Below are 14,254 nucleotides of genomic sequence, written 5' to 3'. Positions count from 1 at the left end.
GTAAGTCAGAGCGGACGCCTGGCGACGATCATGTAGTTGACGTCCATATCCTTAGACAAGTTCCATTGATTGGCGAGCGGATTGAAGAACACGCCGGTTCGGTCGGTGATTTCCATGCCGCTTGCCTCGAGCGGCCTTTCCAGCTCTTCCGGACGAACCAGCTTCTCGTACTGGTGGGTGCCGCGCGGGAGCCAGCGCAACAGGTTTTCCGCGGCGAAAATCGCCAGCGCGGCGGCTTTCACGGTACGGTTGATGGTGGCTATGAACATCAGCCCACCCGGCCGCACCATGTGGGCGCAGGTGGTGATGAAGAAATCGACGTCTGCGACATGTTCCACCACCTCCATGTTGAGGACGACGTCGAAGCTTTCGCCGGCCTCGGCGAGCGCCTCCGCGGTGACTGCGCGGTAGTCGACGGAAACGCCGCTTCCGGCCGCGTGGGTCCTGGCGATGCCGATATTCTTTTCCGATGCGTCGGCGCCGAGGACATTCGCACCCATGCGCGCCATCGGCTCGGAGAGCAGGCCGCCGCCGCAGCCGATGTCGAGCAGCCGCAGGCCCTTGAGCGGCTGCGGACCCTTGGGATCGCGGCCGAAATGCTCTGACACCTTGTCGCGGATATAGGCAAGGCGCACCGGATTGAACTTGTGCAGCGGACGGAACTTGCCGGTCGGATCCCACCATTCGGCCGCCATCGCGGAAAACCGATCCACCTCGCTCTGATCGATCGTGGTGCGTGCCGTCTCGCTCATCAGAGCCTCCTTGCATTTCGCCTCGGCGGATAAGGTTCGACCCGCTCGAAATTTCGCCATTCTGATCGTGAAGTCGGACGATCGAAGGGCGATGTCAAGGGGCGAGTCAACCGCCAGTGGCCGTACAGTGCTAAGGCGGAAGTGATGGCGGGACGAGGAGGTGGCCATGCCGAATGACAGGATAGGCTGGGCGGTCGACGTTCTGGCGCCGCGCGCGTCCGAGCGGATCCTCGAAATCGGTTGCGGCCACGGGGTCGCGGTGACGATGGTTTGCGACAGGCTGACCGATGGCCATATCGTCGCCGTCGACCGCTCGGCGACGATGATCGCGGCGGCAAAGCGGCGAAATGCGGTTCATCTCGCCGCCGGCCGCGTGCAGTTTCATGCGGCCGAGCTTGCCTCTGCGGATTTCGGCGAGGCGCGTTTCGATAAAGCCTTCGCCCTGCGCGTCGGCGTTTTCGCGCGCAACGGCCCCGTGCGCGAGCTTGAGGTTCTGGCGCGGCACCTTTCTCCGGCGGGGCGGCTCTTTCTTTTCCACGACGAGCCATCCCGCAGCGCCGCCGATGTTGCTCGGCGACTTGAGGCGGGCATAAGGCGTAATGCCTGGACGGTGGCAGCAGTGCTAACGCGCAGGTTTGACGGTTGCGACGTCGCCTGCGTCATCGCTGTTCCACCGAAGCGGGTTGCCGTTGCCGACGAACCGAAGCGGTGAGGTAAGTTGTGTTCGCAGCACCCCGCCAGCGGCGGAGTGCTGCATCGGTGGCGCTGCTTTACGTCGGACTCGCTGCCGCGGAGGCAAAGAAATCCTCCGGCCCCTCGATCTCGACGAGCCGCCGGTTTTCGATCTGCCAGAAGCGATTGCCGACGGCGCGCACGAAGCTGCGATCGTGGGAGACGAGTAGGCAGGTCGCCTCGTTGGCCATCAATTCCGATTCCAGCGCCTCCTGTCCATCGATGTCCAGATGGTTGGTCGGTTCGTCGAGCAGGTAGAAATTCGGATTGGTGAGCCTCAGGATAAGCATCGCAAGCCTCGACTTCTGCCCGCCCGAAAGAGCGCCGATCGGGCGCGTCTGGAGGTCGATGCCAAGGCCGGCGCCCGCAAGCAGGGCGCGTGCCCTTTGATCGCCGATCTCGAATCGCCGGCCGAGGGCTGCAAGCGGCGTGTCCTCATCCGGCAGGCCAGCAAGGGCCTGATCACTGTAGCCGAGCACGACAGACGGCGTTGACTTGATGCTTTCCGAGGCGTGGCCCGATCCGGATACCGCCGTTCTGATCAGGTCGACGAAACGGGATTTTCCGGCCCCGTTGCGCCCGAGCAGCACAATGCGGTCGCCCTGGCAGATCCAGAGCTTGCCTGTCTTGAAGAGCAGACGTCCGCCAGGCGCCTCCACGGACACACTGTCAAGCGTCAGCAGGGTCTTTGCGTGCGTGCCGCGGTTGGCAAGCCGGATCGCCCCGGATGATCGTTCTTGAAAGCCCGGCCGCGCCGCGTCTTCCAGACGCTCCGCCCGCTGGCGCAACTGCTTCGTCTTGACGGTCAGGAGATCGCTACCGGAGTTGATGCCGATATTGTTGAGCTTGGCCGCCTGCCGGCGCAACTGCTGGGCCGTCTTCATCTCCTTCTGATAACGCCGCTCATCCGAGGCATCGATCTCGTCTAGCGCGCTGCGGGCGCGCGAATAGGGAAGCGAAAACACCTGAGACTGCTCAGGACGCAGAAACAGCGTGCGGTTGGTTGTTGCATCGAGAAAGGCGCGGTCATGGCTGGAGATCAGCACGGGAACGTCGCGGGGGAGGCTGTTGAGCCAGGTTTCCAGCCGCATGATCTTGGCGAGGTCGAGGTGGTTCGTCGGTTCGTCGAGCAGCAGCGCGTCCGGATCGGTGACCGAGACGCGAGCGAGAAGCGCAAGCCTCTGCCAGCCGCCGCTGAGCTCAGCGATCGGCCGCTCGCGAAGCTCCGTGGGAACGTCGATCGAATCCAGCGTGACGTCGACTCGCCAGCTTTCTGTTTCCGCCTGTTCCTCCGGCAACGCCTCGAGCACCGCTTCGTAGAATGACTTGCCCAAGATGGCGGACGGCACCGCTTGCTCGACGTGGCCGACAGTGAGGCCACGCGAGCGCGTGATTTCGCCGGCGGTCGGATCAAGCCCGCCTGCGATGCATTTCAAAAGCGTGGACTTTCCCCGGCCGTTGGCGGCGACGATGCCGATACGGTCGCCGGCTGCGACCGAAAGGTTGAGGTTCGAGAAGAGCGGCGCACCCAAGGTGACGCCGAGGTTCTTTACATTGATCAAGGCCATTGTCGTTCTCTGGACTGCCCGAGCTGTGCTCCCGCTTCCGATAATTGATTGGTTGCGGGGTGGCCGGATGCGAACGCCAGCGCGTTGCTCGGGCCATTCGACCCGGTTTGGTGACGATGAGCGGCGCCAAAAAACCCTTTGGTTCGGCTCCGCACGACGACTGGGCAGACCAGGAAACGATGAGAATGAGGTTCAGTCTCTGGTCAGCCCTGCAAACGCATTTGCAGGGCGGAGACGGGGCCACGCTGGCGGTGGTGCCGGAAGTATGTGATCACGCGCAGCCCTCCCTTCATCACTTGAGTTGCGGTGCCTTGATAGCATCGCGCACAAAGTCTTGCAACCATGGCGAGACGAGGGATCGGCAGGACGGTTCCAACACGGATTGTAACAACGCCATTCCGTCGCCTTGCCATTGCACGTCGCCCGTTGATCCGCTAAGAGACGCCGCGACTTTCCACTCCCCGTAGCGGTGACTGGCCGATGTCCGAGAAGTCCCAAGCTTTTTTGATCGACAGGCGCCGGCGGGGACGCTTTCCCTGTCGCGCGCTCGCGCGCAAACATCGGTACCGGTAGAGGCGAAATGGCACGCATCGTGATGAAATTCGGCGGAACGTCCGTCGCAAATTTGGAACGCATCTACAATGTCGCCCGCCATGTGAAACGTGAGGTCGATGCCGGCCACGAGGTCGCCGTCGTCGTTTCCGCCATGTCCGGCAAGACCAACGAACTGGTCGGCTGGGTCGAAAACATGCCGAAGGTCGCCGGTTCGAACGCCCCGTTTTACGACGCGCGCGAATACGATGCGGTCGTTGCCTCCGGTGAGCAGGTCACCTCCGGTCTGCTTGCGATCGCGCTGCAATCCATGAACATCAACGCGCGCTCCTGGCAGGGTTGGCAGATCCCGATCAAGACCGACAACGCCCACGGCGCTGCCCGCATCCTCGATATCGAAGGAGCCGACATCATCCGGCGGATGGGCGAGGGCCAGGTGGCGGTGATCGCCGGCTTCCAGGGCCTTGGCCCAGACAACCGGCTGGCCACACTCGGGCGCGGCGGCTCCGACACTTCGGCGGTTGCGATCGCCGCCGCCGTTAAGGCCGACCGCTGCGACATCTACACCGATGTCGATGGCGTCTACACGACCGATCCGCGCATCGAGCCCAAGGCGCGGCGGCTGAAGAAAATCGCCTTCGAGGAAATGTTGGAAATGGCCTCGCTCGGCGCCAAGGTGTTGCAGGTGCGCTCGGTCGAGCTCGCCATGGTGCACAAGGTTCGCACGTTCGTGCGCTCTTCTTTCGAGGATCCCGATGCGCCGGGCATGGGTGACCTTCTGAACCCGCCCGGAACGCTGATTTGTGATGAGGATGAGATCGTGGAACAGGAAGTCGTAACCGGCATTGCCTATGCCAAGGATGAAGCCCAGATTTCGCTGCGCCGTCTGGCAGACCGGCCGGGCGTTTCCGCCGCGATCTTCGGTCCCCTGGCAGAAGCCCATATCAACGTCGACATGATCGTCCAGAACATCTCGGAAGACGGCTCGAAGACGGACATGACCTTCACCGTCCCTTCGGGCGATGTCGACAAGGCGCTCAAGGTGCTTTCCGACAACAAGGAAAAGATCGGCTACGATGTCGCCCAGTCCGAATCCGGCCTGGTCAAGGTCTCGGTGATCGGTATCGGCATGCGCAGCCATGCGGGCGTCGCCGCATCCGCCTTCCGGGCGCTTGCCGAGAAGGGGATCAACATCAAGGCGATCACCACCTCCGAGATCAAGATATCCATTCTGATCGACGGTCCATATGCGGAATTGGCGGTTCGCACTTTGCATTCCGCCTACGGTCTGGATAAGAGTTAATTAGCAGACATTTCGATTTGGGATTCACGGCTCGAAAGGCCGCGGGTCCAGATGTATGTCGTCGGTAATTCTTATTCTGGAGACCTTACGCGATGAGAGACCTTTCCGCAGGTCCGCGCGTTCTCCTCAAGCGGTTGCGCGAGCTCATGGCGGAACCGCTCGAGCCGCAAGAGCGCCTGGACCGGATCGTGCGCCAGATCGCACAGAACATGGTCGCGGAAGTGTGCTCCGTCTACGTATTGCGTTCCGACGGCGTGCTCGAACTTTATGCCACCGAAGGCCTGAACAAGACCGCCGTCCACCTGGCGCAGTTGAAGATGGGGCAAGGTCTCGTCGGCACCATCGCCGCCTCCGCACGGCCGCTCAACCTTTCCGACGCGCAGTCGCATCCGGCCTTCACCTACCTGCCGGAGACGGGCGAAGAGATCTACCACTCCTTCCTTGGCGTGCCGATCCTGCGCACGGGGCGCGCGCTTGGCGTTCTCGTCGTGCAGAACAAGGCGATGCGCAATTATCGCGAGGACGAGGTCGAGGCGCTCGAGACCACGGCGATGGTTCTCGCCGAGATGGTTGCGACCGGCGAATTGAAGAAGATCACCAAGCCGGGGCTCGAACTCGATCTTTCACGCCCGGTCTCGATCGAAGGCAACAGTTTTGGCGAAGGCATAGGTCTCGGTTACGTCGTGCTGCACGAGCCGAGGATCGTCGTCACGAACCTGCTCAATGAGGATACCGAACAGGAGTTGCAGCGACTTGCGGAGGCGCTTGGTTCCCTGCGTATCTCCATCGACGACATGCTGTCGCGCCGTGAGGTGTCGATGGAGGGCGAGCACCGGGCGGTGCTCGAAACCTATCGCATGTTCGCCCATGATCGTGGCTGGGTAAGGAAGCTTGAAGAAGCGATCCGCAACGGCCTGACGGCGGAAGCGGCCGTCGAACGGGTTCAGAGCGAGACCAAGGCGCGGATGATCCGGCTGACGGACCCCTATCTCCGCGAGCGGATGCACGATTTCGACGACCTTGCCAACCGGCTGCTACGCCAGCTTTCCGGCTATGGCGCCAAGCTTTCGGCAGCCGACTTCCCGAATGACGCGATCATCGTCGCCCGCGCCATGGGTGCGGCGGAACTGCTCGACTATCCGCGAGAGAGAGTGCGCGGCTTGGTCCTTGAAGAGGGCGCGGTCACGAGCCATGTAGTGATCGTCGCCCGAGCCATGGGGATCCCGGTCGTCGGCCAGGCGGCAGGTGCGGTGGCGCTTGCCGAGAACCGTGACGCAATCATCGTCGACGGTGACGACGCGAAGGTGCATTTGCGGCCGTTGGCCGACCTGCAACGGGCCTATGAGGAGAAGGTACGGTTCCGCGCCCGCCGGCAAGCCCAGTTTCGCGCGCTGAAGGATGTCGAGCCGCTGACGAAAGATGGCAAGCGCATTACGCTGCAGATGAACGCCGGCCTGCTGGTCGATCTGCCGCATCTGAACGAGGCGGGGGCGGAAGGCATCGGGCTTTTCCGCACAGAGCTGCAATTCATGATCGCTTCGACCATGCCGAAGGCCGAGGAACAGGAGGCCTTCTATCGCAACGTGCTGAAGCAAACGGGCGGCAAGCCGGTGACCTTCCGCACGCTCGACATCGGTGGCGACAAGGTCGTACCCTATTTCCGCGCGGCGGAAGAGGAAAATCCGGCGCTCGGCTGGCGCGCGATCCGGCTTTCGCTCGACCGACCCGGACTTCTGCGCACGCAGTTGAGGGCGATGCTGAGAGCGGCCGCCGGCGCCGAACTCAAGCTGATGCTGCCGATGGTGACGGAAGTCTCCGAGCTCAAGTTGGCGCGCGAGCTTTTGCAGAAGGAGATCGAGCGCCAGTCGAAGCTTGGCGAGCAGTTGCCGCGCAAGCTGCAGTTCGGCGCGATGCTGGAAGTTCCGGCCCTGATGTGGCAGCTCGATGAGCTGATGTCGGAGGTGGATTTCGTTTCCGTCGGTTCGAACGACCTGTTCCAGTTCGCGATGGCCGTCGACCGCGGCAACGCGCGTGTGTCCGATCGTTTCGACATTCTCGATCGGCCATTCCTGCGCATCCTGCGTGATATCGTGCGGGCCGGCGAGCGCAATGACACGCCGGTCACGCTCTGCGGCGAAATGGCGAGCAAGCCGTTGTCGGCGATGGCGCTGCTTGGCCTCGGCTTCCGCTCGGTGTCGATGTCGCCGACTGCAGTCGGGCCGGTCAAGGCGATGCTTTTGGCGCTCGATGCCGGCAAGCTGGCCGAGATCCTGGAAGCTGCGCTCGACGACGTGAAATCCCAAACGTCCGTTCGGCAGCTCCTTGTCGATTTCGCAGCGGCGAACGGCATACCGGTTTAGACAGGATTGAAGCGCCTTATAGCGCCACGCGTCCAATCAGACGCGCAAAGGTCGCTGTAGGGCTTTGAGTTGCTGCATGATTTTGTCCTTAAATCGATTCCGATTTTAGGAACCATGCAGCAGCCACGCCCGGATGGACCCGGGCGGGGCGAACGCATTTGGAGTTACATTTGGCAAATCTTCCCGTTGAAAAGATGCGCGAACTGGAGCGCCGGTTCGGTGAAATCGAAGCTCGCATGTCGGCCGGTCCGGCAGCAGACGTCTATGTGAAACTGGCCTCGGAATATTCCGAGCTGCAGCCGGTCGTGACGAAGATCCGCGCCTACGAAAAGACCACGGCTGAGCTTGCCGACATCAACGCCATGCTTGCCGACCGGACAACGGACAAAGAGATGCGCGACCTCGCGGAGATGGAAAAGCCCGAGGTCGAAGAGCAGATCGAAGCGCTCGAGCAGGAGATTCAGATCCTGCTGCTGCCGAAGGATGCGGCCGACGAAAAAAGCGCGATCCTTGAAATCCGCGCCGGTACGGGCGGCTCGGAGGCGGCGCTCTTCGCCGGCGATCTTTTCCGGATGTACGAGCGCTATGCCTCGACCAAGGGCTGGCGTGTCGAGGTCCTTTCCGCAAGTGAAGGCGAGGCTGGCGGCTACAAGGAAATCATCGCCACCGTGTCAGGCCGCGGCGTTTTCTCGCGATTGAAGTTCGAATCCGGCGTTCACCGGGTCCAGCGCGTGCCGGAGACCGAGGCGAGCGGGCGCATCCACACCTCCGCCGCGACGGTGGCGGTTCTGCCCGAGGCGGAGGAGATCGACATTGATATCCGGCCCGAGGATATCCGAATCGATACGATGCGGTCTTCCGGCGCCGGCGGCCAGCACGTCAATACCACCGACTCGGCGGTCCGCATCACGCATATTCCAACAGGCATCGTCGTCACCAGTTCGGAAAAATCGCAGCATCAGAACCGCGCCAAGGCGATGCAGGTGCTGCGTTCGCGGCTCTTCGACATGGAGCGCCAGCGTGCCGACAGCGAGCGGTCGGCCGATCGCAGGAGCCAGGTGGGTTCCGGCGACCGCTCGGAGCGCATCCGCACCTATAATTTCCCGCAGGGCCGCATCACGGATCATCGCATCAACCTGACGCTCTACAAGCTCGACCGGATGATGGAAGGCGAGATCGACGAGGTCGTGGATGCGCTGCTGGCGGATCATCAGGCGAGCCAACTCGCGCTGCTCGGCGAGCAGCAGGGCTGAGCCGCAATGGCTGAGACGCTCGACCGCCTTCTTGCCGAGAGCCGCGACCGGCTGAAGGCCGCGGGTATCGAGACGGCGGCGCTCGATGCACGTCATCTGATTTCCGGGCTGCTCGGGCTTTCGCTTGCGGCGTTGATGACACGTGGAGGGGAGACGGTCGATGACGCCATGGCCGCGCGTATCCGCGCCGCGGTCGCCCGTCGCGCAGCGCGTGAGCCGGTCTACCGCATCCTGGGCGAAAGAGAATTTTACGGACTGACCTTCAAGCTCTCGAAGGACACGCTCGAACCGCGACCTGACACAGAGACGCTGGTTGATTGCATGATCCCACATATGCGGCGGATTGCCGCCAGAAAGGGGTCCTGCCGGATCGTTGATCTAGGCACCGGAACGGGAGCGATCTGTCTCGCGATTCTTCATCAGGTACTTGAAGCGCGCGGTCTCGGTACCGATATATCGGAAGACGCCCTGGCAACGGCGCGTGACAACGCAGAGCGCAACGGTCTTTCTGCACGCTTCCAGACGCTTCGGAGCAACTGGTTCGATAAGGTCGATGGGCGGTTCGATGTGGTCGTCTCAAATCCGCCTTATATCCGGTCCAGAATCGTCGATGAGCTTGAGCCGGAAGTGAAATTGCATGATCCGGCCGCTGCTCTTGATGGCGGAGACGACGGACTTAATGCCTATCGTGCCATCGCCCTTCACGCCGATCGTCATCTTGAAACAGACGGCGTAATCGGCTTGGAAATCGGTTTCGATCAAAAGCAGGCGGTAACGGCGCTGTTCGTGGCGCAAGGGTTTCGCTTGCATGATAGCGCGAAGGATCTTGGCGGCAACGACCGGGTCCTTGTATTCAAGCGCGACGGAGAATGCGGCAGCGATCGTTGAAAAAATGCTGCATCGGCGCATCTCTTTTCTCGAAGGGCAAAGAAAGGGCTTGGAATCCTAAAGGAAGCGGGCTAGTTTGCCCCCGCGCACTGGGCAGAAGGTCATTGACCAAAGATTCGTTCCGGTATGACCTGGCCACGGGGATTGCTCTCAAGAAAGAGTTGCTAGGGTTCGACAGTGCCTCGTGCGGGTACCTGTTAATTTGACGTCAGCCGGCGCCGAGATCGCAATATGCGGTCTGTTGCGGCGCGTGTTTTTCCGGGCGCGGACAGATCCCGCCGGGATGCGGAACCACATGATCATCATTATCAAGAAAATTCGGGTGAATGTACTATGAGGCCAGGACAGCAAAACAAGCGCGGCCGTGGGCGAAACAACAACAATAACGGAAACAACAATCACAATCGTAAGGGATCCAATCCGCTTACGCGGACTTACGACAGTTCCGGCCCCGACGTGAAGATTCGCGGTACGGCCCAGCACATCGCCGAGAAGTATGCCGCCCTTGCGCGCGACGCCCAGAGCTCCGGCGACCGCGTCATGGCCGAGAACTACCTGCAGCACGCCGAGCACTACAACCGCATCATCGCAGCCGCCCAGGCACAGATGCAGGATCGCTTCCAGCGCGAAGAGCGCCAGGACTATCAGGAAAGAGACGTGGCCGATCGCGATCAGGACGATCTGGATCAGGTCTATGCCGAAGAAGCGCCGGTCTCGATTGCAGCCCAGCCTTCGGTGAGCGCACCCCAGCCGATTATCGACGGTTCCGGGCCGCAGCCGGTGATCGAAGGCACACCTGCCGAAGTTGCAATGGAAGAGGAAACGCCTGCGGCTGCGTCCAGCCGTCCGGCCTCTCGCCGTCGCAGCGCCAGCCGCCCGCGCCGACAGCCGCGCCGCACGCAGGAGGAAGCATCGGACGACGCCCAGTCGACCGGCGAATCTGCCGGCGATGCACCGGCGCTCGCTACCTCGGAATAAGCGCGATTACGGTCGCATTTGCGGGCTCGGCCCACGGATCGCTGAAAACCCGGCTGCTTGGCGGCCGGGTTTTTTATGTCGGTCGCTCGCTCGCCGGATCCCCATGCTTTCTGCCGGGTCCGGGTTGCTCCACATGCCCATCGAGATTTCCCCAACCCCTCTCGCGACGGCCCTTTAATTTCTGAAAACGCTGCCCCATATTCCGCTTCGAAGACTTGATCACGCGCAATGCGACGACGAGGTTTCACTGCATAATTCCTTAGATGGAAATCGATCCAAGGATAAAATTATGCGGCATTTCAAAGCGTCAGAGACCGCGTCCGATAGGGCGCGCGGCGCTGAAGCAACAGGCTTGCCGAATGCGGGAGCCTGATCCTGAAACACTGGCCAGTGCCACGAAGATGGGCTCGCCGGGCTATGGAGGTAGAGAATGAATATCGAGAAATATTCCGAGCGTGTACGCGGTTTCCTGCAATCGGCGCAGACCTATGCGCTGGCAGAGGGACACCAGCAGTTCACGCCCGAGCACGTCCTCAAGGTATTGCTCGACGACGATCAGGGCATGGCCGCCTCTTTGATCGAGCGCGCCGGCGGTGATGCACGCGAGGCGCGAGCCGGAACTGTTCAGGCTCTGGCCAAGCTCCCGAAGGTTTCCGGCGGCAATGGTTCCGTCTATCTGTCACAGCCGCTTGCCAAGGTTTTCACCGCAGCCGAACAGGCCGCGAAAAAAGCCGGCGACAGCTTCGTGACCGTCGAGCGCCTGCTCCTGGCGCTGGCAATCGAAAGCTCCGCTGCCACTGCATCGATCCTGTCGAAGGCAGGCGTCACCCCGACCAAGCTCAACCAGGTCATCAATGATATCCGCAAAGGGCGTACGGCAGACAGCGCCAATGCCGAGCAGGGATTCGACTCGCTTAAGAAATACGCGCGCGACCTGACGGCAGAAGCGCGGGACGGCAAGCTCGACCCGGTCATCGGCCGCGACGACGAAATCCGTCGCACGATCCAGGTGCTTTCGCGCCGGACGAAGAACAATCCGGTATTGATCGGCGAGCCGGGCGTCGGCAAGACGGCGATCGCCGAGGGCTTGGCGCTCCGCATCGTCGACGGCGACGTGCCGGAGAGCCTCAAGGACAAACGCCTCATGGCGCTCGACATGGGCGCGCTGATTGCCGGTGCCAAGTTCCGCGGCGAGTTCGAAGAGCGGCTGAAGGCCGTGCTCAACGAAGTGCGCGCGGAGGAGGGCGAGATCATCCTCTTTATCGACGAGATGCACACGCTTGTCGGCGCCGGCAAGGCGGACGGGGCGATGGATGCCTCGAACCTCCTGAAGCCCGCGCTTGCTCGCGGCGAACTGCACTGCGTCGGCGCGACGACGCTCGACGAGTATCGCAAGCATGTCGAAAAGGACGCGGCCCTTGCCCGACGGTTCCAGCCGGTGATGGTCGACGAGCCGACGGTTGAGGACACGATCTCGATTCTGCGCGGTCTCAAGGAGAAGTACGAACAGCACCACAAAGTGCGGATCTCGGATTCCGCGCTGGTGGCCGCCGCTACCCTTTCCAACCGCTACATCACCGACCGTTTCCTGCCGGACAAGGCGATCGACTTGATGGACGAGGCTGCGTCGCGCCTCAGGATGCAGGTTGACTCCAAGCCGGAAGAACTCGACGAACTCGACCGGCGTGTCATTCAGTTGAAGATCGAGCGCGAGGCCCTGAAGAAGGAGACCGACGCGTCCTCCAAGGATCGTCTCGCGAAACTCGAGCTGGACCTCGCTTCTCTAGAGGAAGAGGCTGCCGCGCTGACGGCGCGCTGGCAGGCTGAGAAACAGAAGCTCGGGCAAGCTGCCGATCTCAAGAAGCAGCTCGACGAGGCACGCAACGAGCTTCAGATCGTTCAGCGCAAAGGTGAGTTCCAGCGCGCGGGCGAACTCGCCTACGGGGTGATCCCGAAGCTTGAGAAGGAGCTTGCCGAAGCGGAAAGCCAGGACGGTTCGAACGCCAATGCGATGGTGCAGGAGGTGGTCACTCCCGACAACATCGCCCATGTCGTTTCGCGCTGGACCGGCATTCCCGTCGACAAGATGCTCGAAGGCGAGCGCGAGAAGCTGCTCAGGATGGAAGACGAACTGGCAAAATGGGTCGTCGGCCAGGGCGATGCGGTGCAGGCCGTCTCGCGGGCGGTCCGGCGTTCTCGCGCCGGGCTCCAGGATCCGAACCGGCCAATCGGCTCGTTCATCTTCCTCGGGCCGACCGGCGTCGGCAAGACGGAGCTGACCAAGGCGCTTGCACGGTTCCTCTTCGACGACGAGACGGCGCTGATGCGGATCGACATGTCGGAATACATGGAGAAGCACTCCGTTGCCCGGCTGATCGGTGCGCCTCCCGGCTATGTCGGCTATGAGGAAGGCGGGGCGCTGACGGAATCCGTTCGCCGCCGGCCCTACCAGGTCGTGCTCTTCGACGAGATCGAGAAGGCCCATCCGGATGTCTTCAACGTGCTCCTGCAGGTGCTTGACGACGGTCGCCTGACCGATGGCCAGGGGCGCACCGTCGACTTCAAGAACACGATGATCATCATGACCTCGAACCTCGGTGCGGAATACCTGACCGCTCTCGGCGAGAACGAGGACAGCGATGCCGTTCGCGATCAGGTGATGGAAGTGGTGAGAGCCGCTTTCCGGCCGGAATTCTTGAACCGCGTCGACGAGATCATCCTGTTCCATCGGCTTCGCCGCTCGGAAATGGGTGCGATCGTCGATATCCAGCTCGAAAGGCTGCGCAAGCTGCTTGCCGATCGCAAGATCACGATCGAACTGGAGGACGATGCGCGGTCCTTCCTGGCTGACAAGGGCTACGACCCCGCCTACGGCGCGCGGCCCTTGAAGCGGGCGATCCAGAAATATGTTCAGGATCCGCTGGCCGAGAGGATATTGCAGGGCGAGTTCCCGGACGGTTCCGTCGTGAAGGTTCTTGCCGGCTCCGACCGGCTGAACTTCAAGCGCGGGACCTCCGCCGAGAAGGAAGCCGCGTAAGGCGAAGCATCAAGAACAGAAAAGGCCGCCGAGGGGCGGCCTTTTCGCATTACAGCGGTGAGCGTTACTTGCTCGCGACCTCGTTGCCCTCGTCCTTGCCGAGGAGTTCATCGATCCGTTCGCGCTCCTTTTCGAACTTCGCCAGCGCTTCTCCCTTGAGCGACTTGCCGCCGGGCAGGCGGATGCGCAGGGGATCCACCTTGTTGCCGTTGACGATCAGCTCGTAGTGCAGGTGCGGCCCGGTCGAAAGCCCGGTCGTGCCGACCCAGCCGATCACCTGGCCCTGGACGACCTTGGCGCCCGGCTTGACGCTCTTGGCGATCGCGCTCTGGTGGTTGTAGGACGAGACGTAGCCGTTGGCGTGGCGGATCAGCGTCTGATTGCCGTAGCCGCCGGAGTCCCAGCCGGCTTTCTCGACCGTGCCGTTACCGGCGGCGATGATCGGTGTGCCACGCGGCGCGGACCAGTCAACACCCGTATGCATGCGCGAAAAGCCGAGGATCGGGTGGCGGCGCATGCCGAACCCGGAGCGGAAATGGCCGTTCGGAACGGGATTGCGCAAGAGGAACTGGCGGATGCTCTTGCCGTCCTTGTCGAAGTAGTCGATCGAGTTGTCGTCCGGATCCTGAAAACGGTAGAACCGGGTTTCCGCGTCGCCGAACTTTGCATTCACGTAGAGAAGTTCGGAGTCTTCCGTCGCAAGCCCGCTTTCGTCGGTGACCGAGAAGAAGGCCTCGAGCGAATCCGTGGGCTTCAATTGCGCCTGGAAATCGACATTGCTTGCCAACAGCTTGACCACCAGGGCCACCATGTCGGAGTTCATGCCGTAGG

At 62.1% G+C, this 14,254-nt stretch carries 10 protein-coding genes (1 of these 10 running past the window's edge); 7 read left to right on the top strand and 3 right to left on the bottom strand.

The features are described from left to right. Positions 1-5: 5 nt before the first annotated feature. Positions 6-752 (bottom strand): bifunctional 2-polyprenyl-6-hydroxyphenol methylase/3-demethylubiquinol 3-O-methyltransferase UbiG, encoded by a 747-nt coding sequence (ubiG, locus tag QA637_RS13275; RefSeq protein WP_153443271.1) that lies wholly within the window; start codon positions 750-752, stop codon positions 6-8. A gap of 166 nt (positions 753-918) precedes the next feature. On the opposite strand from ubiG, the gene QA637_RS13270 reads away from it, so the two are divergent. Next, positions 919-1,464, top strand: coding sequence for a class I SAM-dependent methyltransferase (locus tag QA637_RS13270; RefSeq protein WP_153443272.1), 546 nt, complete (start codon positions 919-921; stop codon positions 1,462-1,464). Positions 1,465-1,522: 58 nt separating this feature from the next. Here QA637_RS13270 and QA637_RS13265 read toward each other — a convergent pair whose 3' ends face one another. Continuing rightward, positions 1,523-3,052, bottom strand: a complete 1,530-nt coding sequence (locus QA637_RS13265; RefSeq protein WP_153443273.1) for an ABC-F family ATP-binding cassette domain-containing protein — start codon at positions 3,050-3,052, stop codon at positions 1,523-1,525. A 580-nt stretch (positions 3,053-3,632) separates the two neighbouring features. On the opposite strand from QA637_RS13265, the gene QA637_RS13260 reads away from it, so the two are divergent. From QA637_RS13260 to clpB, 6 genes are all read left to right on the top strand, one after another. Further along, the gene (locus QA637_RS13260) at positions 3,633-4,907 is read left to right on the top strand and encodes an aspartate kinase (protein ID WP_153443274.1); all 1,275 of its coding nucleotides are present in this window, start codon (positions 3,633-3,635) and stop codon (positions 4,905-4,907) included. A gap of 92 nt (positions 4,908-4,999) precedes the next feature. Next, positions 5,000-7,267 (top strand): phosphoenolpyruvate--protein phosphotransferase, encoded by a 2,268-nt coding sequence (gene ptsP / locus QA637_RS13255; protein ID WP_153443275.1) that lies wholly within the window; start codon positions 5,000-5,002, stop codon positions 7,265-7,267. A gap of 170 nt (positions 7,268-7,437) precedes the next feature. Next, entirely contained in the window at positions 7,438-8,520 is a 1,083-nt protein-coding gene (gene prfA / locus QA637_RS13250; protein WP_153443276.1) for a peptide chain release factor 1, read from the top strand. 6 nt (positions 8,521-8,526) lie between these two features. Beyond that, on the top strand, positions 8,527-9,408 hold the full coding sequence (gene prmC / locus QA637_RS13245) for a peptide chain release factor N(5)-glutamine methyltransferase (protein WP_153443277.1): 882 nt from the start codon (positions 8,527-8,529) through the stop codon (positions 9,406-9,408). 333 nt (positions 9,409-9,741) lie between these two features. Continuing rightward, positions 9,742-10,386 (top strand): DUF4167 domain-containing protein, encoded by a 645-nt coding sequence (locus tag QA637_RS13240; protein WP_153443278.1) that lies wholly within the window; start codon positions 9,742-9,744, stop codon positions 10,384-10,386. Between the two features lie 430 nt (positions 10,387-10,816). Further along, on the top strand, positions 10,817-13,423 hold the full coding sequence (clpB, locus tag QA637_RS13235) for an ATP-dependent chaperone ClpB (RefSeq protein WP_153443279.1): 2,607 nt from the start codon (positions 10,817-10,819) through the stop codon (positions 13,421-13,423). Between the two features lie 64 nt (positions 13,424-13,487). Here the strand turns inward: clpB and QA637_RS13230 are convergent, their stop codons facing one another. Continuing rightward, positions 13,488-14,254, bottom strand: partial view of a M23 family metallopeptidase gene (locus tag QA637_RS13230; RefSeq protein ID WP_283061680.1) — the 3' end only. 1,189 nt of this gene lie beyond the right edge of the window; the window shows 767 of its 1,956 coding nt (coding positions 1,190-1,956); the start codon falls outside the window, past its right edge; the stop codon is at positions 13,488-13,490.

The sequence above is a fragment of the Sinorhizobium terangae genome (assembly GCF_029714365.1).
Lineage (GTDB): Bacteria > Pseudomonadota > Alphaproteobacteria > Rhizobiales > Rhizobiaceae > Sinorhizobium > Sinorhizobium terangae.
Note: the sequence above shows the minus strand (reverse complement) of the source record. Positions and strands in the feature narration are given on the sequence as shown.